The organism is Brevibacterium sp. BDJS002, from assembly GCF_028201555.1.
Classification (GTDB): Bacteria; Actinomycetota; Actinomycetes; order Actinomycetales; family Brevibacteriaceae; genus Brevibacterium; species Brevibacterium aurantiacum.
This window is the reverse complement of record NZ_CP116392.1, coordinates 3,499,622-3,520,165: the sequence shown is the minus strand read 5'-3', so window position 1 is coordinate 3,520,165 and position 20,544 is coordinate 3,499,622. Positions and strand designations below refer to the sequence as shown.

The 20,544-nt window shown below is 61.9% G+C and carries 21 protein-coding genes, 1 tRNA gene and 1 other annotated feature; of the genes, 13 read left to right on the top strand and 9 right to left on the bottom strand.

From position 1 onward, the window contains the following. The first annotated feature begins 70 nt into the window (after positions 1–70). Together PGC08_RS16365 and PGC08_RS16360 are read left to right on the top strand one after the other, a co-directional pair. The gene (locus PGC08_RS16365) at positions 71–1,144 is read left to right on the top strand and encodes a LacI family DNA-binding transcriptional regulator (RefSeq protein WP_009884467.1); all 1,074 of its coding nucleotides are present in this window, start codon (positions 71–73) and stop codon (positions 1,142–1,144) included. Next, positions 1,141–2,208 (top strand): LacI family DNA-binding transcriptional regulator, encoded by a 1,068-nt coding sequence (locus PGC08_RS16360; protein ID WP_271708899.1) that lies wholly within the window; start codon positions 1,141–1,143, stop codon positions 2,206–2,208. Before PGC08_RS16365 ends, PGC08_RS16360 begins: the two co-directional genes overlap by 4 nt. Positions 2,209–2,253: 45 nt before the next feature. Here the strand turns inward: PGC08_RS16360 and PGC08_RS16355 are convergent, their stop codons facing one another. Both PGC08_RS16355 and PGC08_RS16350 read right to left on the bottom strand, forming a co-directional pair. Next, entirely contained in the window at positions 2,254–3,174 is a 921-nt protein-coding gene (locus PGC08_RS16355) for a trehalose-phosphatase (RefSeq protein WP_009884469.1), read from the bottom strand. Further along, entirely contained in the window at positions 3,171–4,730 is a 1,560-nt protein-coding gene (locus tag PGC08_RS16350) for an alpha,alpha-trehalose-phosphate synthase (UDP-forming) (RefSeq protein ID WP_096159730.1), read from the bottom strand. Before PGC08_RS16350 ends, PGC08_RS16355 begins: the two co-directional genes overlap by 4 nt. A gap of 65 nt (positions 4,731–4,795) precedes the next feature. Between PGC08_RS16350 and PGC08_RS16345 the strand changes: the two genes are divergently transcribed. From PGC08_RS16345 to PGC08_RS16330, 4 genes are all read left to right on the top strand, one after another. Then, positions 4,796–6,364 carry a serine/threonine-protein kinase gene (locus tag PGC08_RS16345; RefSeq protein WP_271708898.1) on the top strand — a complete coding sequence of 523 codons (1,569 nt, stop codon included), beginning with the start codon at positions 4,796–4,798 and terminating at the stop codon, positions 6,362–6,364. Then, positions 6,304–6,870, top strand: coding sequence for a hypothetical protein (locus PGC08_RS16340; RefSeq protein ID WP_271708897.1), 567 nt, complete (start codon positions 6,304–6,306; stop codon positions 6,868–6,870). The genes PGC08_RS16345 and PGC08_RS16340 overlap by 61 nt, the downstream gene beginning before the upstream one ends. A gap of 134 nt (positions 6,871–7,004) precedes the next feature. Beyond that, positions 7,005–7,865, top strand: a complete 861-nt coding sequence (locus PGC08_RS16335) for a DsbA family protein (RefSeq protein WP_271708896.1) — start codon at positions 7,005–7,007, stop codon at positions 7,863–7,865. A 159-nt stretch (positions 7,866–8,024) separates the two neighbouring features. Then, a tRNA-Thr gene (locus PGC08_RS16330) sits at positions 8,025–8,100 on the top strand. 23 nt (positions 8,101–8,123) lie between these two features. Here PGC08_RS16330 and PGC08_RS16325 read toward each other — a convergent pair. Continuing rightward, positions 8,124–9,092, bottom strand: coding sequence for a tyrosine-type recombinase/integrase (locus PGC08_RS16325; protein ID WP_271708895.1), 969 nt, complete (start codon positions 9,090–9,092; stop codon positions 8,124–8,126). A gap of 96 nt (positions 9,093–9,188) precedes the next feature. Next, positions 9,189–9,350, bottom strand: a complete 162-nt coding sequence (locus PGC08_RS16320) for a helix-turn-helix transcriptional regulator (protein WP_271708894.1) — start codon at positions 9,348–9,350, stop codon at positions 9,189–9,191. Positions 9,351–9,436: 86 nt separating this feature from the next. Here PGC08_RS16320 and PGC08_RS16315 point away from each other — a divergent pair, with 86 nt between their 5' ends. The 3 genes from PGC08_RS16315 to PGC08_RS16305 all read left to right on the top strand — a co-directional run bounded on the left by PGC08_RS16315 (position 9,437) and on the right by PGC08_RS16305 (position 10,913). Beyond that, positions 9,437–9,748 carry a transposase gene (locus PGC08_RS16315; protein WP_009883477.1) on the top strand — a complete coding sequence of 104 codons (312 nt, stop codon included), beginning with the start codon at positions 9,437–9,439 and terminating at the stop codon, positions 9,746–9,748. After that, complete coding sequence (locus tag PGC08_RS16310) at positions 9,673–10,668, top strand: IS3 family transposase (RefSeq protein WP_125178023.1); 996 nt, start codon at positions 9,673–9,675, stop codon at positions 10,666–10,668. The genes PGC08_RS16315 and PGC08_RS16310 overlap by 76 nt, the downstream gene beginning before the upstream one ends. Next, positions 9,709–9,837, top strand: a sequence feature (AL1L pseudoknot). (Overlaps the previous gene by 129 nt.) A gap of 41 nt (positions 10,669–10,709) precedes the next feature. Then, complete coding sequence (locus PGC08_RS16305) at positions 10,710–10,913, top strand: NUDIX hydrolase (protein WP_271710092.1); 204 nt, start codon at positions 10,710–10,712, stop codon at positions 10,911–10,913. Here the strand turns inward: PGC08_RS16305 and PGC08_RS16300 are convergent. The 3 genes from PGC08_RS16300 to PGC08_RS16290 all read right to left on the bottom strand — a co-directional run bounded on the left by PGC08_RS16300 (position 10,866) and on the right by PGC08_RS16290 (position 13,279). Then, positions 10,866–11,390 (bottom strand): HD domain-containing protein, encoded by a 525-nt coding sequence (locus PGC08_RS16300; protein WP_271710080.1) that lies wholly within the window; start codon positions 11,388–11,390, stop codon positions 10,866–10,868. The two genes, PGC08_RS16305 and PGC08_RS16300, sit on opposite strands and share 48 nt — an antisense overlap. A 337-nt stretch (positions 11,391–11,727) precedes the next feature. Continuing rightward, a complete protein-coding gene (locus tag PGC08_RS16295) occupies positions 11,728–12,315 on the bottom strand; it encodes a TetR/AcrR family transcriptional regulator (RefSeq protein ID WP_271708893.1) in 588 nt (195 codons plus the stop codon). Positions 12,316–12,376: 61 nt separating this feature from the next. Further along, positions 12,377–13,279 (bottom strand): SDR family NAD(P)-dependent oxidoreductase, encoded by a 903-nt coding sequence (locus PGC08_RS16290; RefSeq protein ID WP_271708892.1) that lies wholly within the window; start codon positions 13,277–13,279, stop codon positions 12,377–12,379. A gap of 189 nt (positions 13,280–13,468) precedes the next feature. Here PGC08_RS16290 and PGC08_RS16285 point away from each other — a divergent pair, with 189 nt between their 5' ends. The 4 genes from PGC08_RS16285 (at position 13,469) to PGC08_RS16270 (ending at position 18,184) form a co-directional block, all read left to right on the top strand. Further along, positions 13,469–14,311, top strand: a complete 843-nt coding sequence (locus tag PGC08_RS16285) for an SDR family oxidoreductase (protein ID WP_271708891.1) — start codon at positions 13,469–13,471, stop codon at positions 14,309–14,311. 279 nt (positions 14,312–14,590) lie between these two features. Next, positions 14,591–15,328, top strand: coding sequence for an alpha/beta hydrolase (locus tag PGC08_RS16280; RefSeq protein ID WP_271708890.1), 738 nt, complete (start codon positions 14,591–14,593; stop codon positions 15,326–15,328). Between the two features lie 83 nt (positions 15,329–15,411). Further along, complete coding sequence (locus PGC08_RS16275; RefSeq protein WP_271708889.1) at positions 15,412–16,239, top strand: SGNH/GDSL hydrolase family protein; 828 nt, start codon at positions 15,412–15,414, stop codon at positions 16,237–16,239. Positions 16,240–17,470: 1,231 nt separating this feature from the next. Next, entirely contained in the window at positions 17,471–18,184 is a 714-nt protein-coding gene (locus PGC08_RS16270; RefSeq protein WP_226825621.1) for a hypothetical protein, read from the top strand. 104 nt (positions 18,185–18,288) lie between these two features. Here the strand turns inward: PGC08_RS16270 and PGC08_RS16265 are convergent, their stop codons facing one another. Further along, positions 18,289–18,882, bottom strand: coding sequence for a hypothetical protein (locus PGC08_RS16265; RefSeq protein WP_009881854.1), 594 nt, complete (start codon positions 18,880–18,882; stop codon positions 18,289–18,291). Positions 18,883–19,035: 153 nt separating this feature from the next. After that, positions 19,036–20,502: an ABC1 kinase family protein gene (locus PGC08_RS16260; protein WP_271708888.1), complete on the bottom strand. Its 1,467-nt coding sequence runs from the start codon at positions 20,500–20,502 to the stop codon at positions 19,036–19,038. Between the last annotated feature and the right edge of the window lie 42 nt (positions 20,503–20,544).

The following is a 20,544-nucleotide window of genomic DNA, read 5'->3' as shown; positions in this document are numbered from 1 at the left end:
ACATCCTGACAGCCCGACGGGCAGGCCCTCAGAGTGACAAGATAGTTTGTGAGAACGGCGTGTCGCATGGGTGGGAGACGCGAATTCTGAGCCGGCGGAGCTCGATGCGGCCCAGATCGCCGAGGTGGTCGCCGGGCAGGCTGACCCCGATAGACTTCCCGGTATGAAGGTCAAGCTTGACGACGTCGCCGCCCGGGCAGGCGTGTCCTTGGCGACCGTCTCCCGTGTCCTCGGCAAGCGCGGTGCCGTCGCCGAGGAGACCCGAGCCAGAGTGCTCGAGGCGATGGATGCGCTGGGATACTCCCGCTCCACCCTCCTGCATGAGGCGCCGAGGCGCTTGGTCGCCGTCAGCGCACCCGGGAACCCCGAATACTGGCAGGTTCAGGTCTGCACCCGCGTGGCCACAGCACTGCAGGAACACGGCCTGCTCATCACCCGACCTCCCGTCGAAACCGAGACGACCCCGCTTGAGGTCGCCGTCGATGCCGGTGCCGTTGCTCTCGTGACGCCGACCCTGACGAGCCTGCACACCGATATCCCCTGCATCCGCGTCGACGAACAGTCGGCGGTGGACTCCGATGATGTCAGCGGCGACATCATCGCCGCCCGCCTCGACCTCGGCGGGGGAATGACGACGGCCTTCGAACATCTCCAAGCCATCGGTCACCGCCGCATCGGTCTCATCTGCAACGACAGCGGTGAACTGGCGGTCCAGCTGATCAGACGCTTCCGGGCCGAACATCCCGCACGCAATTTCGGGGTCAGGCTCGATGACTGGATCGCACAGGTTCCGAAGTCCTTCTCCGGTGGTTCGCGTGCCGTCCTCGATCTCAAGGATGCGACCTGCACCGCCGTGATCGTGCAGTCGGCACTGCAGCTGCACGGGGCTCTGCATGGTCTGCGCAACCGGCACCTGCAGGTCCCACGCGACATGTCGATCGTGGGCTTCGGTGACTCGCCGACGATGAAGTTCACCGGTCCGCCGGCCACAGTCCTGGGCATCGACGTCGAGGGACTCTCGCAGGCACTCGTCACCGCGACACTGTCGACGCTGAAGATCTCCGGCGATGACCTCCAATCGGTCCCACCGGTGTTCCGGCCCCGGCTCTTGGCCCGAGCCTCAACGACGGCGGCGCGACAGTGAACTCGGCAGCCAACCCACCGTCCAGCACTCCCGAGCCTGCTGAACACAAACACGTCGGGCTCGACACCATCGCCGACGCGGCAGGAGTGTCGAAGGCGACGGCCTCGCGAGCACTGCGCAACCCCGACTCGGTCTCCGCCGGTTCCCTGGCCAAGGTCAGGCGGGCCTTGGCCATCCTCGGCGTGGATTCGGGCACCCGGGAGACACCGGCCAGGCAGATGATCGCCCTGGTCAGACCCACCGTGGCGCCCGGGAACGTTGACCCCTATGCCCGCCTCTTCGAGCTTCTGACCAGCAAAGTCTTCGCACAAGGAATCGCGGCCGTACACGTGGAGGCTGCCGTTGAACGCGCCGATGCCCTAGCCGAATCGCTGCTGGGCCCGCACGGGAGCAAGCCGCATGTGCAGGGTGCGATCGTCCTCGGCGGGGGAGCGGCCGGTGAGCTGGCGGCGAAACTGGCCGAGCGTGACCTGCCGCAGATCAGAGTCTCCAACGCTCGGCACTCGGACGGCATCTCCCGCATCGTCCTCGACGCCACGGACGGAATCGCGACCGCCGTGCAGCACCTAGTCCACCTGGGCCACCGTCGGATCGGGCTCGTCGTGCTGCGTGACTCCGCCGCAGCCGTGCGCATCGCCGGGTTCCGCAAGTCCATCGCCCAGGTCCTCCACATTCCCGCCACCCGTGATCAGGCCCCCGTCGTCGAAGCTGCCGGCGGCACCATGGCCGGCGTCGCCGCAGCCGAGGAGCTGCTGGGCCAGCAGTGTTCGGCCGTCATCGCCTGTGCACCCTCGCTGTCCTTCGGCATCCTCGAGGCCGCCGGCCGCGCTCGCCTCGACGTCCCCCGCGATCTGTCCCTGCTCACGGTCGGGGACATGCCCGATGCCGATGTCATCGCCCCGCCGCTGTCGCAGGTCAGCTACGACTGGGAGGCGATCGCGGTGTCCGCGCTCAACGAGGTCAGAGCGATGATGGCCGATCCCGGCGCCGAGGTGGCCATCGACTATTCGGTGACCCCGGACCTTGTCCTGCGCGCCAGTGCAGTGCCCCCGCAACGACGCTGACAGCGTGTGCTTCGCCGATGAGATGGAGCCTGAGCCGAGGCTTCGTCAGGCCCGTGGCAGGTGTGCCACCTGCGCGCGGCGCTCGTTCGCCAGACGGGTGAGAAGCTCGGCGACCGCGTCGGGGTCCGTGATTCGCCAGGGTGCGCGAGTCGGGGCGGGTCCGACCTTGATGCTCAGGCTCGTGGTCAGGTTCTCGAGCTCGGCGAAGGCATCCTCGTCGGTCACATCATCGCCGAGGTAGAGGACCGCCGAGGGTGACCCGGCGGCGATGAGGGATCGCAGTCCATCACCCTTCGTCGCAGTCTTCACCGCAAGCTCGGTGATGTCGTGACCCTCGATAACGCGGATCCCAGGATATTCGGCCTGCACGGCGATGACATGGGCGTGCAGTGCGGAGGCGAATTCCTCGTCGAGGCCGCGCGTGTGCACCGTGCGTGAGAACGGCTTCCGCTCCACCCTCACCTCGGTGTCTGAACCTGTCCGCATGTCCGACCCAGTCTGTATGTCCGAGCCCGACCGTACCTCCGAGCCTGACCCCGCGGACAGGTCGAGTTCGAAGGACTCGATGTGGGCGTCGATGGCGGTGAGCATCTGCTGTTCCTCGGTGCTGACCTCAGGTGACGTCATCGACACCTCGGGGACAGACGAGGAGCCCAGCTCCACCTCGGCGCCGTGCGAACCCACCAGCCACACGCCGACAGGCGGGTCGGCAAGCCGACGCAGGGTGGTGACGTCGCGTCCAGAGACCAGAGCCACCCGGGTCGCGGGCAGGATGCTGAGGCCAGCGATCGCCTGCGCCGACTCCGGGAGCATCCGGGACAGCTCGGGATTGTCCTGCAGCGGGGCGAGGACACCGTCGAAGTCGAGAGCGATGAGAGCCGAATCGGCGCCGGTGAGCTGCCCAAGGTCGAGGGCATCCGACGGAGTGTATTCGGGAGTCGACTGTGGTGACGAATCCGCTGTCACTGACGATCCTCACCAGGTGCATGTGTAACGGTGGAGGTGACGCGATCCGAGGCCGTCGTCGACCGCTCGGGCAGGGCGGCGGGACGGTCGGGGATGATCGCCTCCGGGTTCGTGTGAATGGCCTCGAGTTCGGCGAGGAACTTCTTCGACCAGATGCTCACGGTGTCCGTAGCGATCTTCTTGCGCATCTGCCTCATCCGCCGTGAACGCGTCTTCTCATCCATCTGCACGGCGTCGAGGATGCCGGCCTTGAGGTCGCCGATGTCGTGCGGGTTGACCATCACAGCACTCTTGAGCTGGTCGGCGGCACCGGTGAACTCGGAGAGCACGAGAGCCCCGTCGTCACGTCTGCGGCAGGCCACATACTCTTTGGCCACGAGGTTCATCCCGTCGCGCAGGGCGGTCACGAGCATGACGTCGGCGGCGAGGAAGAACGCCGTCATCTCATCGCGCGGATAGGAATGGTGGAGGTAGTGGACGGCGATGGACCCGACTTCGGCCTGCTCGCCGTTGATCCGCCCGACCGCCAGCTCCACGTCGTGACGGATGATCTTGTACTGTTCGAGCCGCTCCCGCGACGGGGTCGCGATCTGGATCAGGACGACATCCTCGACGTCGAGCTTGCCCTCGGCCAGCAGCTCCCCGAACGCCTTGAGACGGTGCCGGATGCCCTTCGTGTAGTCCATCCGGTCGACGCCGAGCATGATGACCTTCGGATTGCCGACCTCTTCGCGGATCTGCCGGGCTCGCTCGATGATCTTCGGATCACGCGCCAGCTCCTCGAGGTACGGGGTGTCGATGGAGATGGGGAAGGCCTCGGCGCGCACGATGTGCTCCGGCAGGAAATCACCTGCCGGGACGTTGACGGTTGAGCCCTTCGTCGTGAAGTTGAGACGCCCACGCACAGCACGTCGGAAGTTCGCGGCATCGGCCGGACGCTGGAATCCGACGAGGTCCGCGCCGAGGAGGCCGCGCAGGATCTCGTCGCGCCAGGGCAGCTGGGCGAAGAGCTCGAACGGCGGGAAGGGAATGTGGTTGAAGAACCCGATCGCCAGGTCCGGTCGCATCCGTCGCACCAGCTGCGGAACCAGCTGGAGCTGATAGTCATGGACCCAGACGGTTGCACCCTCAGCAGCCACCTCGGCGACCTTGGCCGCGAAGCGCTCATTGACTCGCACATACGAGTCCCACCAGGTGCGGTGGAACTCGGGAGGAACGATCACATCGTGATAGAGAGGCCAGAGAGTTGCATTGGAGAATCCTTCATAATATTTGAGGACATCCTCACTCGTGAGGGTGACGGGAACCAGATGCATGCCGTCGATGGTGAACGGGTCGAAATCAACATCGGGCACCCCGGTCCAGCCGATCCACGCACCCTCCTGAGACTTCATCACCGGAGCCACGGCAGTGACCAAACCCCCAGGTGAGGTACGCCATCCTTGGCTTGTCTCGGCTGGGTCCCGGTCCACGGGCAGTCGGTTTGCGACAACAACGAAATCGCTGTCGCCATACGGAGATGCGGTAGTGGTTTCGGCAGAGTTGACGGTGTTCATCTGCGCCTCCTCCTGTGTCGGTCCTTGGAACGAACTGTACTCGCTCGACTACGCTTGGGAGGGTGATGGATCAGGATCTGGGAGGCTACCGCCTCATCGAGGAGCTCGGCTCGGGCGGCATGGGTGTCGTCTACCTCGGTGTCGACGGCGGAAACAACCCTGTCGCCGTCAAGGTTCTCCACCCTCACATCGCCAATGATGAGACCGCTCGCAAACGCCTCGGACGCGAGGTCAGGACGTTGCGGAGGATCAAACATCCCCGAATCGCCGAGGTGCTCGACGCGGAGCTCGAATCCTCTCAGCCCTTCATCATCACCGAGTTCGTCGACGGGCAGACGCTGTCCGACGATGTCAGGGACCACGGTCCCTTCGCCGAGGATGAGCTTGTCCATTTCGGCCACGCCCTCCTCGATGCCCTCAACGCCGTGCACGAATCCGGTGTCATCCACCGCGACCTCAAACCAGCGAACGTCATGATCATGGACGGCGAACCGATGGTCATCGACTTCGGCATCGCCCAGGTCGCCGACGAAGTGCGAGTGACCGCGACCGGCCTCGTGATGGGAACACCCGGCTACCTGTCACCGGAGATCGCCGATGGCAAGACCTCAAGTGAGAAGACCGACTGGTGGGGGTGGGCCGCGACCATGGCCTACGCCGCCACCGGCCGCAATCCCTACGGTTCGGGGCCTCTCGAGGCGGTGCTGGGGCGAGTGGCCATGGGCAAATTCGACCTCGACAATGCGCCCCGCAACTTCGTTCCCCTCATCGCGGCCTGCCTCGACCCGAAGCCCGAACGCAGGCCGAGCGGCCAGATGATCCTCGATGCCCTCGTCGACATCGAATCCGGACGCGAACCGCAGCTGGGATCCGGACCCGCAGCCGGGGCCTCGAACCAGGCATCCCCGACGGGCACGGCGCGGATGCCTGCAGTCGACGGCGGTGGAGGCAATGGGTCAGGCTATGGCGGAGCTGCCGCTTTTGGTGCTGCAGGTGCTGCCGCCGGTGGTGCCGCAGCGGGCGCAGCCGCGGGCTACGGTGCTGCCGGATTTGACGGTTCAGGCTATGGTGCAACCGGCCATGGCTCACCCCGTGGCGGCTACCCGGGGTCGGGTCCCGGCGGGACGAACCCGCAGGGATACCCACAGCCGGGTTACTCCCCACACGGCCAGCCAGGGCAAGGCCAGCGTCCGCAGGCCCAACCGTTGCAGGGCCAGCCAGTGCACGGCCAGCCGATGCAGGGCCAGCAGCCGCAGGCCCGCTCCGGGATGATGCCCGGTGGGCAGGGGAACCCGCCCACCATGGCACCAGGTCCGATGAACCGGGGCACGGCACCCCCCGTGCGCAACCCCAACGGCGGGATCCAGGCCGCTCCCGGTTCAGCGATGGCCGGGACCAACCTCGGCGGGGCAGGGTATGGACTCGCCGGACCACCGGCTGGTCAGGGGACTGCCCGGCCCGATTCCAACGGCACAGGAGTCCAAGGCGGACAGCAGAGTCGACCCGGTCAGCCAGGTCAGCCCGGCTACGGCTGGGCGCCGATGACCTATCGGACGTCCGGACCGGCGGGTGGGTGGTCTTCGGCCTCATCCTGCTGGCCATCGCGATCATGCCGCTGGGCCCGCTGCTCGTGACACTCCTCGTGTTCCTGTGGTCGATCATCGCCCGCACCGGCACACGATTGGACCGCAAGGCCCAGAAGCACCGGTTCGAACGCGGAACCGACGGCGGAGGAGTTCTGCGCTCACTCGCCTCGGCGCCGGCCGCGATCCTCGCTTCGGTGCTGACCTCGATCGCGACTCTCATCCTGCCGGCGATCGCGGGTATCGCGATGCTCGTGCTGACCCGACTCGACATCGCGGGAATCGTGCCCAGCGGATACTCGGAGCAGTGGTCGGTGTGGGCCGCCGGTGCCGCGGGTGCCCTCGTGCTGTGGCTGGGTCCGGGCGCGGGCAGCCTGCGCTACGGATCACGGCTCATGGTCTCCGGGGTGACACGCAACCACCTGGGCAGGCTCATCGCACTGTCGGCGATCGCGCTTCTCATCATCATCGGCATCATGGCTGTTCAGTCCGGATCCGGGGTGTCCTGGTGGCCGCTGACGTCGAACCCTTTCACCTATCTTCCGGACCCGGTGTAGTTGATTCTTGAATTTCACTGGGAGTCGGGCCACCACCTGTTTGGGTAAGGTGGGACGGTCGGGACTCGTATATCGACCCGATTCCCCACGGTCCGAGGCCGGGCCGACGTCAGACGATCGCAACGTGAGGAACAATGGCGAAGAACAATTCCGGTGACAATCGGCGGAACCAAGCACGTGAGAACGCGCGTCAGATCGCAGCGGCTCAGGCCAAGAAGGAGAAGACCGCCAAGACCATCCTCTACGTGGGGATCGGCGTCGTCGTGGTCGTTGTGGCCGCGGTCGTCGGTGTTCTCATCTTCCAGCAGAGCAAACCGGGCATCACCCCGGCCAACTACGTCGCCAACGGTGTCAGCATGGCCAAGGACGGCGAAGTGGTGCAGCCGAAGCAGCTGCCCGACGGTGAAGAGTCAGATCTGCCGACCCCTGCCGAAGCCGGTGCCAAGAAAAACGCCGCGACCGTGACCGTCTACCTCGACTTCCAGTGCCCAGGCTGCAAGGCGTTCGAAGAAGCCAACACTCCGACTCTGGAGAAGCTGGCCGACGAAGGTTCGATCGTGCTTGAGTACAAGCCGGTGTCGATCCTCGACCGGATGTCCAGCGGCAATGAGTATTCGACCCGTGCCGCCAACCTCGCGGCCTGCGTCGTCGACTCCCAGCCTGAAACCGTCAGGGACTTCTTCCCCGCGATGTATGCTCAGCAGCCCGAAGAGCAGGGCAATGGCCGCACCGATGAGGAACTGCTCAAGGTCGCCGAAGAAGCCGGTGTCGACACCTCGAAGAAGCTCACCTCCGACCCTGAGCAGACCGTCGAGAGCTGCGTCACGGACCAGTCGTTCAAGGACTTCGTTGAGAAGTCGTCGAAGGAGGCCCTCGACAGCGGAGTGGAAGCCACTCCGTGGGTGCTCATCAACGGCAAGCAGACCGACAAGACCAGCGACCCGCAGGCGCTGACCTTGGAGATCCTCAAGGCCACCGGCGAGTTCAAGGGCTGACTTCGTCCATCAGCATCGGTCGACCGCCGCCGAGGTGGCAGTCGGCCGATGCCCGGACGTGAAGTCCGTACGGTGAAGTTACCCTCGCGTCCGTTTTGTCGCCGCGAAGGTGAATGGACTACTATCGTGTAGGCGCAGACGGCATCGTTTCGCCGCCACGCCTCCCTAGCTCAGTTGGTAGAGCACCGCTCTTGTAAAGCGAAGGTCATCGGTTCGAGTCCGATGGGGGGCTCCATGTTTGACCTGGGCAAACACACGCTATGCCAGCTTTTTATTTGAGTTTTCGGTTTCGCGTGACCCGTGTGTGACACCGGCCCGTCCATTTACTAGTTCGAGAGCCGCCCCGTCCTCGCTACCGGCGACGTGTGTATAGCGCGATGTGACCGACAGCGACGAGTGACCTGCCCAGTTGCGTACGGTTGCCAGCGGCACACCTGAGCGCACCCACTCGGACACAGCCACATGCCGAAGGTCGTAGAGCCGCATCTCTGGGGCAATTGTTGACCAACGCACTTCTCGGCGTAGATTGCGCAAAGCGATCAAGCCGCCGCCGGGTGCCGTGAACACTCGGTCACGAGGAGATCGCCCCGCAATGTAGCGTTCTAGATCTTCGCGAACTGATGATGCCATGGGAACAAACCGAGCCTGATGGTTTTTGACGTCCTTCTCTGTGTGGCCTTCGGGATGCGATCTCATCACGCGCAGCCTTCCACCAGCAACGTCGCCAACGCGCAGCGACCTCATCTCTCCCGGTCGTAACCCCGTGTAGGCCATCACTCGCACGTAGAGTCGGTAGCCTGGATTCGTTATCTTCGAGGCGAATAGTTCGACCTCAGCCCAGGTCGCCATTGTTGCTGCATGCACTGGTACTTCGCCAGCAATTTGGATTCCGCGAGCTGGGTTATCTATTCGATACCCCCTCTGTATCGCCCATCCAAAGAACGCCGACAGCGAGATGACTGCTCGCTTCTTCGTCCCGGCTGACACTTGCAGCCGATGCACGTACTGCTCAATCTCGGAATGTGTCAACGCCTCTATCGGAGAGCGCGCGATACTGACGGGCAGAACCTTGAGGAACCGACGATCCGTGGCCACTGTGGATGCAGCAACTCGGCCTTCGCGATCAGACAGGAAGGCGTCGACTGCGGTAGCCACCTTCGTCATCTTTCCAAGTCTCGGATCGAAACCGCCGGCAAGTTTCACCCGTTCGGCAGCCTCCCATGCCAACGCTTCCTTCTTCCGGGCAAACGTCCTAGTCGAGACAACTTCCTGACCCCGCTTCAGCCTCGCCCGGAAACGTCCAGATGGCAGCTTTATCGACGCTCATACCGCCACCTCGGTCAACCAGGCCTCCACGTCTGCACGCGCGTACCGAGGTATCGACGGAGACAGCCACCTGACTCGTGGGCCGGTGCCCGCTAGCCGCCACCGGCTCAAGGTCGACTTGTCGACTCGCAACCATCGTGCGACCTCTGCGCTCGTCATGTACTTATCCATCACCATTTCCTTCCGTCAGTTGAATCGCCCCGGGGATAATAGAGGCAGGGAGATTGGAAGAAGGAGATTCTCTCATGCCAGTGAAGTACACCGACGAGCTCAAGGCTCGTGCCGTCGAGCTCGTCATCCATGCTCAAGCGGATCCGAACACCGCAAACGGAGCGATTGCCCGTGTAGCCAAAGAGCTCGGGGTGAGCAAGGAAGCGCTGCGGGTGTGGGTGCGTAAGCACAAAGACTCGGGCACAGCGACGCCGGCGGACTCCGTTGATCTTGAGGCTGAGAACCGTAGGTTGCGGGCTGAGTTGGCTGAATCGAAACGGGCAAACGAGATTCTTCGCCGTGCCTCGGCTTTCTTCGCGGCGGAGCTCGACCGCCCATCAAAGTAATCGTCACCTTCATCGACGATCATCGCGACGAGTTCGGAGTCGAGCCAATCGTGCGCGCCCTGAAGAGGACGGCGGCACGGATTGCTGTGAGCTCGTATTACGCGTTCAAGAAGCGTCAGCCATCGGCTAGGGCCCGTCGGGATCAGGCGCTGATGGTGGTGATCCAGGACGTCTATGAGGCGAACTACTCCTGCTACGGGGTGCGGAAGATGTGGAAGGCGATCAACCGCGAGTACACCGATCGGTTCGGGCATGTTGCTCGGTGCACGGTGGAGCGGTTGATGCGCCAGTTGGGCATCGACGGGATCCGGCGGAAGCGGAAGCGTCCGAAGACGGCTTCGGCTAGGGCTGAGGAGTGTCCGGATGATCTTGTCGAGCGTGAGTTCGCAGCACCGGCACCCAATTGTCTATGGGTCGCTGACATCACCTATGTTCCGACGTCTGCTGGGTGGGTGTACACGACGTTCATCCTTGATGTGTTCCACCGGGAGATCGTCGGCTGGCAGGTGACGAACCATATGCGGGAGTCTCTGGCCAGGGACGCTCTGACGATGGCTCTGGCGGCGAAATATAGGGGTGGTGAAGATGTCTCCGGGCTTGTCCACCACAGCGACCGCGGCGTTCAATTCCGATCGATTCGCTACGGCGAGACCCTGGCGGAATCCGAGGTCGTGGCGTCGGTGGGGTCACGTGGAGACTCGTACGACAATGCCATGGCCGAGGCTCTGAACTCGGTCTACAAGGCAGAGTTGATTGACCGGAAGGTGTGGTCGGGGTTGATCGAGGTGATGGCGGAGACGTCGAAGTGGGTGGCCTGGTACAACCAGACACGGTTGCATTCAGCGATTGACTACCGCCCGCCGTTCGAGGTCCATTCGGAATGGATCAACCAGTCCGCGATTGAACCCGCGGCTGCTTAGGAAACCAAGAAAAGGAGCCTCTACGAAACCCGGTGCTTGACATGTCCTACGACGACGGAGAAGTGCGCCAGCAGTTTTCCATCGCCTTTCTTGCAAAGCTCGTCGGAGGAGAACGCCGAACGAGCGACGAAAGCGACAAGGTCGAGTGGCTGACACCGGAGCAAGTCAAAGAACTGAACTTACACCCGTCCATGCAATTAAGACTCACTCATGCTCTCAGCAGGGATCGGCCATTCATCGGTTAGGCCCAACAAAGCACGAGCTCGAGCTGCCGAGGCGAGAAGTTCGGGAGCCGAGCCTTGCACTGCTCTGTGAACGGCGTGCGAGGCGTCGTAACGGCTCAAGATTTCTTCGATTCGCCGCTGTGGTGTCGTCACGGAACCGTCGGGCCCGGTGACTAGGTCGATGAACGTCACCACGTCGAGCCACTGCGGTTCAGGGGTCGGCATCTCGGCAAGCTGCTGGGAATATCCTCGTTCCGATGCCTCCCAAGCGGCGCCAGTATGCCACGCGACGAGGCCCACCACTTCTTGCGGGGCACCGAGCCGAAGCAGATATGCCGCTCCGTCCAGCGGGTGAAAACCAGTTGATGCCAGTTCCGGCGCATAGCCCACATCATGCAGCCAAGCAGCGGCCCGCACATCCTCAGGTAAGCCAACCTCTCGGGCCAGGCGATCAGCCAATCGGCCCACGGCCGAAATGTGCTGCCACCGACGACCCATGTTCTCGCAACACCGCACCAGCTCTGAGGCCTGACTTGAATCCCACATGCCTAAATCATCTCAAAAGTCTCGTAGCCATTTGCACTGATCTGAGGGCAATGTAACGGGAGATTTCGGAAGCCAATGGGATGCAACTGTAGGATCTCGGGAAGCTTGTCACGAACGGTCATCGGTGACTAGGGATTCGACACATTTCTGAGACGGCATCTGTCTCACCATCTTGCCTGATTCCTCACAACGCACCGATCACGATCACTCCCAGAGTCACACGCAGTTGACGAACTGCAATGAGTAATTCGCAGACGATTGATTGACATTCATCGGGTGATTTCTCGTCTTACTGATCGGCACCTAAGCCGACAAGCACAAGATTGATCAGTTCGGCGATAGCCGATCGGTCAATATTCTGACGAGAAATCACCCGCATGACCACCGCGCCGAGCAGTGCCTCCACGGCTGCGTGAACTGGAGCATTCTCTCGCAGCTCCCCAGCCTCGATCGCTTCTTGGAAACGGGAGACTAGGGTCGCGCGCGTCTTCCCGGTGACTTGATCTTCATATCGTGCAGCGACGACCTCGTTCTCGGCAGCTGCGGAAGCGGTTGCCCTCAGCAGCGCCGAGTTGTCAGGCTTCGTTGTTGCAGTGGCGAAGTCGCTCATCCAGGCGGTGATGTCTCTGCGGATGTCGCCTGAATGAGCTACCGGGATCGTCGGCGACAGATTGCCGTGGAGCATGCCTTCCGCGATGAGCGCACTTTTCGTCGGGTACCACCGATAGATTGTCTGTTTGCCGACACCCGCTGTCGCCGCGACCCGGTCGATGGAGAATTTGTCGTAGCCGCGCTCGACGAGCTCATCACGCGTTGCCTCCAGGATAGCCAGTCTCGATTTCTCGCTACGCGCCCGCCCCGGTCGTCCATTTGCCATGTCACTATCTTCCATGCTTTTGCAAGGGAATCGGAACTCCCGCGACTTTCACGAGCGTCGATCAGGACAACTGAGTCGGTACCAACTGGTCCAGTTCTTCCAGTGTCCACTCAGGGACATTCTGGTGGTCCCCGCGATAGATCGTTTTGATTTCGTCATAAGAAGACCACTTTGATACACGGCCTCCACCTACCGAAAAGACCTCTCCGGTTGTCTCAGCCGCAGCATCTGTTGCCAGCCACGTAACCATCGGTGCCACGTAACTGGCGGGCCCTGGCCCAATCTTGATGGCCTGCCACATTTCGTCTGAGATCTCACCCGCCGCGTGCTTCTTCTCCCAATCGCCAATGGTGGCACGGTACAAGCGTGTAGCTGCGCCAGGGGCGAAACTGTTCGCGGTTACTCCCGTATTCGCATAGTCGTTGGCAAGCGCCTTGGTCAGGGAGATTACCCCGCCCATGGCACCGGCGAAGATCGGATTTCCGAGAGTTCCTCGTGCTCCTTCAGATGTGACGGTGATGAATCGGCCCCATCCGCGCTCGGCCATCCCCGGTACAGTCGCACGCGCAAGGTAGAACTTCTGGGCCAAGAACAGGTCGACGAACCGTTGCCACTGCTCGTCGGTAGCGGTGAGGTCTCCGGGGAACAAAGCACCCGCGCAGGCAATGACGATATCGACTGGCCCGTACTGCTCCATGGCTATTTCGACAGCATTTTCCACGCCAGCCGAAGTCGCCACGGAATCATAACTGGCCGTGGCCTGGCCGCCGGCGCGCTGGATTTCCTCAACAACATGGTCAGCGGCCCCCTTCGCTGTGCCGTTGGCCTGCTCGCTTGTCCCGAGATCGTTGACGACTACTTTCGCACCATGCCTTGCCAAAGACAGGGCAATTTCCTTACCCACACCATTGCCGGCCCCGGTCACCAAGGCCACTTTGCCAGTCAATCTATGGTTCATCTTCATTACTCCTTCTCAACGTAGTGATCGCTCGCGTGGACTCACGAGCAATCCGAGACCAAGTGTCTCGCTTTATCTTGAAAGAACGCTGAAGATCTTCGTAGCTTCTAGTGAACCCGTTCCAACTGCCCCGCCTGAGGAGTACTGTTGTGAAACAGAAAGAAGACAAAGTGTCTCGCTTTGAAAGGACGCAGGATGTCAACGAAACAAGTGGTCGTCATCATTGGTGTGGGCGCGATGGGAGAGGCAATCGCGAGGAGGCAGGGCGCGGGCAGTGCCATCATCCTGGCCGACTTCAACGAGGAACTGGCCGGCAAGAAGGCAGAAGCCCTGCGGGCTGACGGATTCGACGCGACAGGAGTCGCCGTCGACGTCTCGTCCCGCGACTCAGTGCGTGCTCTGGCGAACAGAACACAAACGCTCGGGCCGATTGTCCAGCTGGTTCACACAGCAGGCCTCTCCCCAGTTCAGGCACCGGTTGAAGCGATCTTGCGAGTCGATCTGCTGGGTGTCGCACTCGTGCTCGAAGAATTTTCCACCGCCATGAGCGCAGGTGGCGCCGGCGTCGTCATCTCCAGCATGGCTGGCCACATGAGGCCACCGCTGCCGGCCGAGCAGGAATTTGCGTTGGCAACCACCCCTACTGATGAACTCCTGGATCTCCCGTTCCTTTCTGAAGACTCGGTCGGGGACGCCGCGAATGCATACGGGCTGGCCAAGAAAGCCAATCAACTCCGCGTACAGGCAGCAAGCCGTTCATGGGGAGCCGCAGGTGCGCGCATCAACTCCATCAGCCCTGGAATCATCTCGACTGCCATGGGGCAGCAGGAGCTCTCAGGAGAAAACGGCCAGGCAATGCAGGCCATGATCGGTATATCTGGAACGGGCCGAGTCGGCACTCCCGCGGATATCGCGGCCGCAACCGCATTTCTTCTCGGCCGTGAAGCATCCTTCGTCACCGGCACCGACCTGCTTGTCGATGGCGGAGTAGTCGGTGCAGTGCGAACAGATCCGAATTTCGCTGCTTCCCTCACCTGAGATCAGCGCTAATGGCGCATTTTATACCCGTGGGTTCGCGCCAGCCCTTGAGAAGTCTCTAGACCACACGAAAGGCAGTCCCTCATGACTGATGACGCATATCCTGCACCCCCTACTGTGAGCCCACAGGCTCAGAAGTGGCTTGAATTTCGTTCTCCGGCAACTCAGTACCCTGACTCCAGTGACACCGAAGCGTGGATCGATCTCGTTAACCAGAGCAACGAATTCATCGCTCAGCAGTTTCTCGGTCACGAACTGCCTGTCTCTATAGACACCGTGATGATTGACAACGTAACTGTCTTTGTTGCCAGGCCTGACGGCCTTGATGAGGACCCGGACGAACTGGTCTATCTCAACCTCCACGGTGGTGGCCTGCTCATGGGCGGCGGAGGTGCCTGTCGAGCGATGACTGCGATGGCGGCATTGTCCTCCAACCAGGTGACCTGGGGCGTCGATTACCGAATGCCGCCCGTAGACCCCTACCCGGCGGCCCTCGACGATGTCATAGCTGTATATCGTCACCTGCTTGGCACACGTGACCCACGACGAATCATCGTCGGAGGTGGTTCTGCCGGAGGCAACCTCGCCGCTGCACTGATCCTGCGAGCAAAGGACGAAGGTCTGCCGCTGCCTGCTGCTCTCATTCTCAACACCCCGGAAATCGACCTGACCGAGGCAGGCGACACGTTTACCATCCTCGACGGGGTCGACAATGTTCTCAGCAGTCTTGCAGTGGTGAATGATCTCTACGCAGATGGTGCGGATCTGACTGATCCATACCTTTCACCGATCTTCGGTGACCTCTCCGGCTTCCCTCCCACGTTCCTCCAGAGCGGCACGAGAGATCTGTTTCTGTCGAACACAGTGCGGATGCATCGCAAACTTCTCGCGGCTGGGGTGGAAGCAGAGCTCCATGTCTTCGAGGCGATGCCGCACGGAGGATTCGGGGGCCAGAGCCCCGAAGACGAAGATCATGCGGCCTCACAACGAGCCTTCATCGCCAAACACACCCGATAGCACTGTCTATGAGCACGTACTGGGGTGATGGGAATACCTATAACCCCAGTAGCAAGACAGATCATTGCTGGTGACTCACTCATTTGCCTTTCGACAGAGAGCATCGACCCATGCCTGAAAAACTTACCTTCGTTGCGTTGGGAAGCTCGTTTGCAGCTGGTCCAACAATCGAACCCGTCGCTGACCCAGATGCGATGCGCTCGAAACGCAACTACGCGCATATCGCCGCTGAACGCCTGGGCGCAAATCTGATCGATCTCACAGTGTCGGGAGCGACCACCTCGACCATTCTTGAGGAAACGCAGCTCACGGCCACCGGTGCCCAGTTTGCACCTCAGATCCAAGGTGTCCCCGCGAATGCGGATATCGTGACCATCACCGCTGGCGGTAACGACCTCCACTTCCTCGGTTCAATGCTCTTCACCTCCTGGTCGATGAATGCCCCGGACAGTCCCCTCACACAGATGATGGGCCAGGAGTTCACCGCTGGGATCCCCTCGCCGGACGACGACTCCATCGAAGCTGTTGTGAGTGGATTGACACGCATCGTTTCCGCGGTCCGGGACCGAGCACCCAACGCCCGTACCCTTCTAATCGACTATCTGACGATCATCCCCGCTGACTCCGCAATGCAGGACGTTCTACCGTTCGCCCCTGAGCAGACGAAGACATTCGCCGATATCCAAACAGCCCTTGCTACTGCTTTCCGCTTGGCAGCAGACCGATCTGGGGCAGATCTGCTTGTGGCCTCGAAAGTAAGCCGCGACCATGGTCTCGGCACCAGCACGCCTTGGGTATTCGAGTTCAAACCCGAAGTAGAAACCACCTCCGGGTCGTACCATCCTAATGAGTCCGGAATGCGTGCAATCGCCGACGAAATTGTTCATCATCTCTCTAGCTGCCACCAATAGGGGACAACAAATCCAAATCTCTGCACTCCCGAAAAAATTCATGTCGAAGTCCGAACCCGTCGCCCCCGCACGGAACCTTCATCCAACCCTTATCTCATGACGAATCCGCGATCGAATCCTGCCGCCACCGGTTCGCCACCTCAACCATGCAAGCCCCGAGTACTCCTATGATTTGGCCAATATCGTCAGTCTAGGCGGACATAAATCAATGAATATCATGAGAACCCTCGACGACCTGAAGAACGCAATCCCGAGAGGGGCGCCGAAGCTCCTCAGCTTGAGGGCGTACTGGTGGAAGCAGAAAAGAAATAGGGGAGGATGGGCCCAGCTTGCGCAGAGGGAGCTCAACCAAAGTGATCGCGGAACTGAAATTCGTATGCTGGGAGAATCACTTCACGTCTCGACACGACCGGTGAAGAATGGCTCGACGGGGAAGCAACACGGCTGGACCTAGGTGCCGCGATCTACGTCCGTCTGCATGACCGGCGGGTGAGCACGCTCGGAGTGTGGTTGCACCCCGACGAGGTGCAGTGGGAGGGGAAGTGTAATTCAAAATCTGTGAGAACTTTCCTTACTGACTCAAGGCGCGCTCCGCGCGCTGCGGTCGCCAGGCGGGACCCCGCGACGGGGCCCCGCGCGGACTCCGCTTCGCTCCCGTCCGCGCACCCCGCCGCACCCCACCCGGCGACCGCACACGAAAAACGCCCTACCGTTCAGTAGAGCGTTTCTCACATGTGGCAGAGTTCCGAAAAGGCGCCCCATGGCTCGGCGCGGAATTTCCAGCGTGGTCCGACTGCTCTCGCGCCTAACACCATGGGCCATAATGACGTCCTGCTCGGCACCCGTGCGCGTGACCCGTATGTGACCCCTCCGCTCGCGTTCGTCGCCGCTCAGTACGTCGGGAACACCCCGTGCAACCCTTGCGGCACCGCTTATGCCTACAAGTAGAGGACTTGTAAAGCGAAGGTCATCGGTTCGAGTCCGATGGGGGGCTCCACGTAACCGGGCCAGACAGTGAACTGTCTGGCCCGGTTCTTTTCTGCCATGGTGCGTGGCCGCCACGCATGCGCCCCACCCGTCACGGGTGCTCCACACATGTGCGACGGCCAGTTGTGTCAGATCTGCTACGCGGTGTGCTGTGATCATCACCTGCGCCCGGGTCATCGGCCATAGAGTCTTTCCTTGTCAGGGCCAATGAGTCATCAATCACGCAGCTCATGCAGCGCCCATCATGTCGAAAGGGAAACCGATGAACCGCACCGGACGCCACTCAGCCCGAATCCTCACCCAGACCTCCGCCTTGGCCTTTGCCGCCGTATTGGCACTGTCAGCCTGCGGCAGCAATGACACAGCGGCGGATGAAGCCCCCGAAGACGCAGCACCCAGCCAATCGCAGGGCGAAGCCCTCGAAGCCGAAGAGCCCGCAGAGGAGACCACGGACGAGACAGCGGCTGAGACCACAGAGACGGACGAGGCCGAAGGCATGAGCGACAAGGCCGAGGGCACCGAGGTGGAGATCGGCACAGAGTTCACCGATGAGGAGACCGGGGACGTCATCACCATCGTGTCCGCAGTCCGCAACAACCCCACGGAGTACTACGAAGCCGCCGACAACCCAGATGGGGAGATGGTCTACATCGAGGTGAAGGTGGAACCGGGCGACAGCTACGGTGGCACCATCAGCGCATCGGACTTCTACCTCGACAGCGCCGGCGAAGAGGCCAACTACGCATCGAGTGCCAAAGACGAACTCAAGGATGCCGGTTTTGAGTATTTCGACCTCGCGCCGCGCCGCGATGGAGAGCACACGGGCTACGTTCCGATCTACGTGAGTGAAACAGCCGACGTGCTCAAAGGGACCTACCTTCGTCCCGAGGCGAAGGTGCTCGGCGAGGACAAGAAGGTCCCCGAATTCAGCTCTGAGTTCGAGGTCCCCGCCACCTGACCAGAAAGCAGCAGGGCGCTCATTGAGAAGACCCCGCGTTCTCCACAGCAGTGCAGAACGCGGGGTCTTCTCATGTGCTCTGACTATCGTCAAGGCAGCCGTGCTCAGACCAGGCCCGACGTCTCCTCTTCGAGTTCGCGGGTGTGTGAGACTGTGAGCCCGAGGAGCGTGAGCACGGCACTTGCGAGGACGGTGATGAAGAGCGTCGACTGCTCGTTGAGTGCATATCCGTAATACGTCAGACCCTGACCGGAGGCGATATAGCTCTGCATCCAGCCGGTCAGCCAGCCGCCTCCGAGCCCGCCGACGAGAGAGACCAATCCGGAGATCAGGATCGTCAACGGCCAGCGGTTCGAGGCGACTGCGTCTGCGCCGGATGAGGCGATGAACGCGGCGTATCCGATGATGAGGGCGATGAAGCCGATGATCGTCAATGCGACCGCAATTCCATAGGTGATGATGGGCCAGGTCGAGACCGCTGATGCGTCGATGAGGACGGTCAGGTTGGTGTCGGCGACATGCACCGACTCCGATATCGGCTCATGAGCCTCGCTGTCCTGCAGACGCATGGTGATCTGCTTGTCCTTGAGGAGGGTGAACAGCGGTCGGAAGATGTCGACTCCGGCGACAGCGACACCTGCGGCGAAAATCCCTCCAGTGAATGTGCTGATCTGCTTCTTCCGGTGCTGTGTGAGCATTGCGCTCCTTCTCAGCTCGGTGCCGTCAATCAATGGCTTCATATCGTTAATCGATGTATCGAAAAACGATAACATACCGTCTGTGTCCAGCGAGAATACAGAACCAGGTGCCCTGGAGAGGGTGTGAGTCGACGAGGTTGGCCGCGTGCGGCCCTAACCGTCGACGCCGCGTTTGAACACGAGCATGAGGGAGCGCATGCTCAGCACGAAGCCGCCGAAGAGCAGGACGAATCCGAAGAATGCGTACAGGTGGATGCCTTCGGTCAGCAGTGGTCCCTCCTCGCTGGTGATGAGCATGATCGAACCCAGGACGGCGGCGCCGGCGAGGACGGCGACGATGAGCTGCTGGAACAGGCTCGTGAGGAACCGTCGATCCGAAGGGTTCTCCAACACGCGCATGTTCATCGAGAAACGGCCCTGCTCGAGGTCCTCGGTGATCTTGTTGATCCGCCGAGGCATGCGGTCGATCATCGGCAGGATCTGCATCGCACGACGCTGGAGCTCATCGGTGATCTTCGTCGACTTCAGCTTGCTGCGCATGAGGCGGTTGCCCTCGTTGCGGGCAACGGCGACCACGTCAAAGGTGGGATCGATGACCAGCAGTGCTCCCTCGACCGAGGCCAGTGCCCGGAAAGCAGCGCTGATCGGGGCCGGGACCGAGAAGCGATGGGCCAGAACCAGGTTGAACAGGTCGTCGAAGAGCTTCTGCCCGTCATAGGACTGGCTTCCGCCGCCGTAGCGGGTGAGCAGTTCGCCGACGGCACGTTCCACGGCCCGATCGTCGAGATTCTCCGGGCGGCCGAGGAGTTCGATGATGGAGTCCGTGGCACCGGCGCTGTCGTTCTGGTCGATCGAGTAGAGCATGAGGCCCAGGGCCGTCTGCGTTCCCGGGTCGAGCCTGCCGACGGCCCCGAAGTCCAGGAGCCCCAACCCGCCGTCGGGCATGATGAAGATGTTGCCCGAATGCAGGTCCGCGTGGAAGACGCCGTCGGTGATGATCTGCTCGAGTGTGGCTCCCAGCAAAGTGGTGGCCAGCCCTTTTCGCTCCTTATCGGAGAGTTCAGCCAGGATCTTCCCCGCCGAGGACACCGGTCGCCCGGGCAGCTTGTCCATGATGAGGAGCCTCTCGCTCGAGAACTCCGGGTAGCTGTGGGGCACGGTCACGGAGAACTTGCTCGATCGCCGGAGGCTGTCCTCGATGGCACGCATATTGCCGAGCTCGATCCGATAGTCCAGCTCCTCCTCGAGGGAATTGGCGAACCCTTTCGCCAGCTTCTCGATCCCCAGATCCTGACCCCATACGGTGGTCTTGTTCAGCCAGCTGGCCAGACGCAGGATGATGTCGAGATCCTGATTGACCTGGTTGAGGGCCTTGGGCCGTTGGACCTTGACGATGACATCCGTGCCGTCGAGCAGTGTGGCTTCATGGACCTGCGCCACCGAGGCTGCGGCCAGGGGTGTGGCATCGATGCGGGAGAACACGTCGCTCAAGGGCCTGCCCATGCGCTCGATGATCGCCGGTTCGATGACCGACCAGGGTTCGGGGGAGACCTGCGTCTGCAGCAACTCCAGTTCGTGGACGTAGGCGGGAGGCAGCACATCACGACGGGTGGAGAGCATCTGTCCGAGCTTGACGAAGGTGACTCCGGCCTCCGAGAGCGA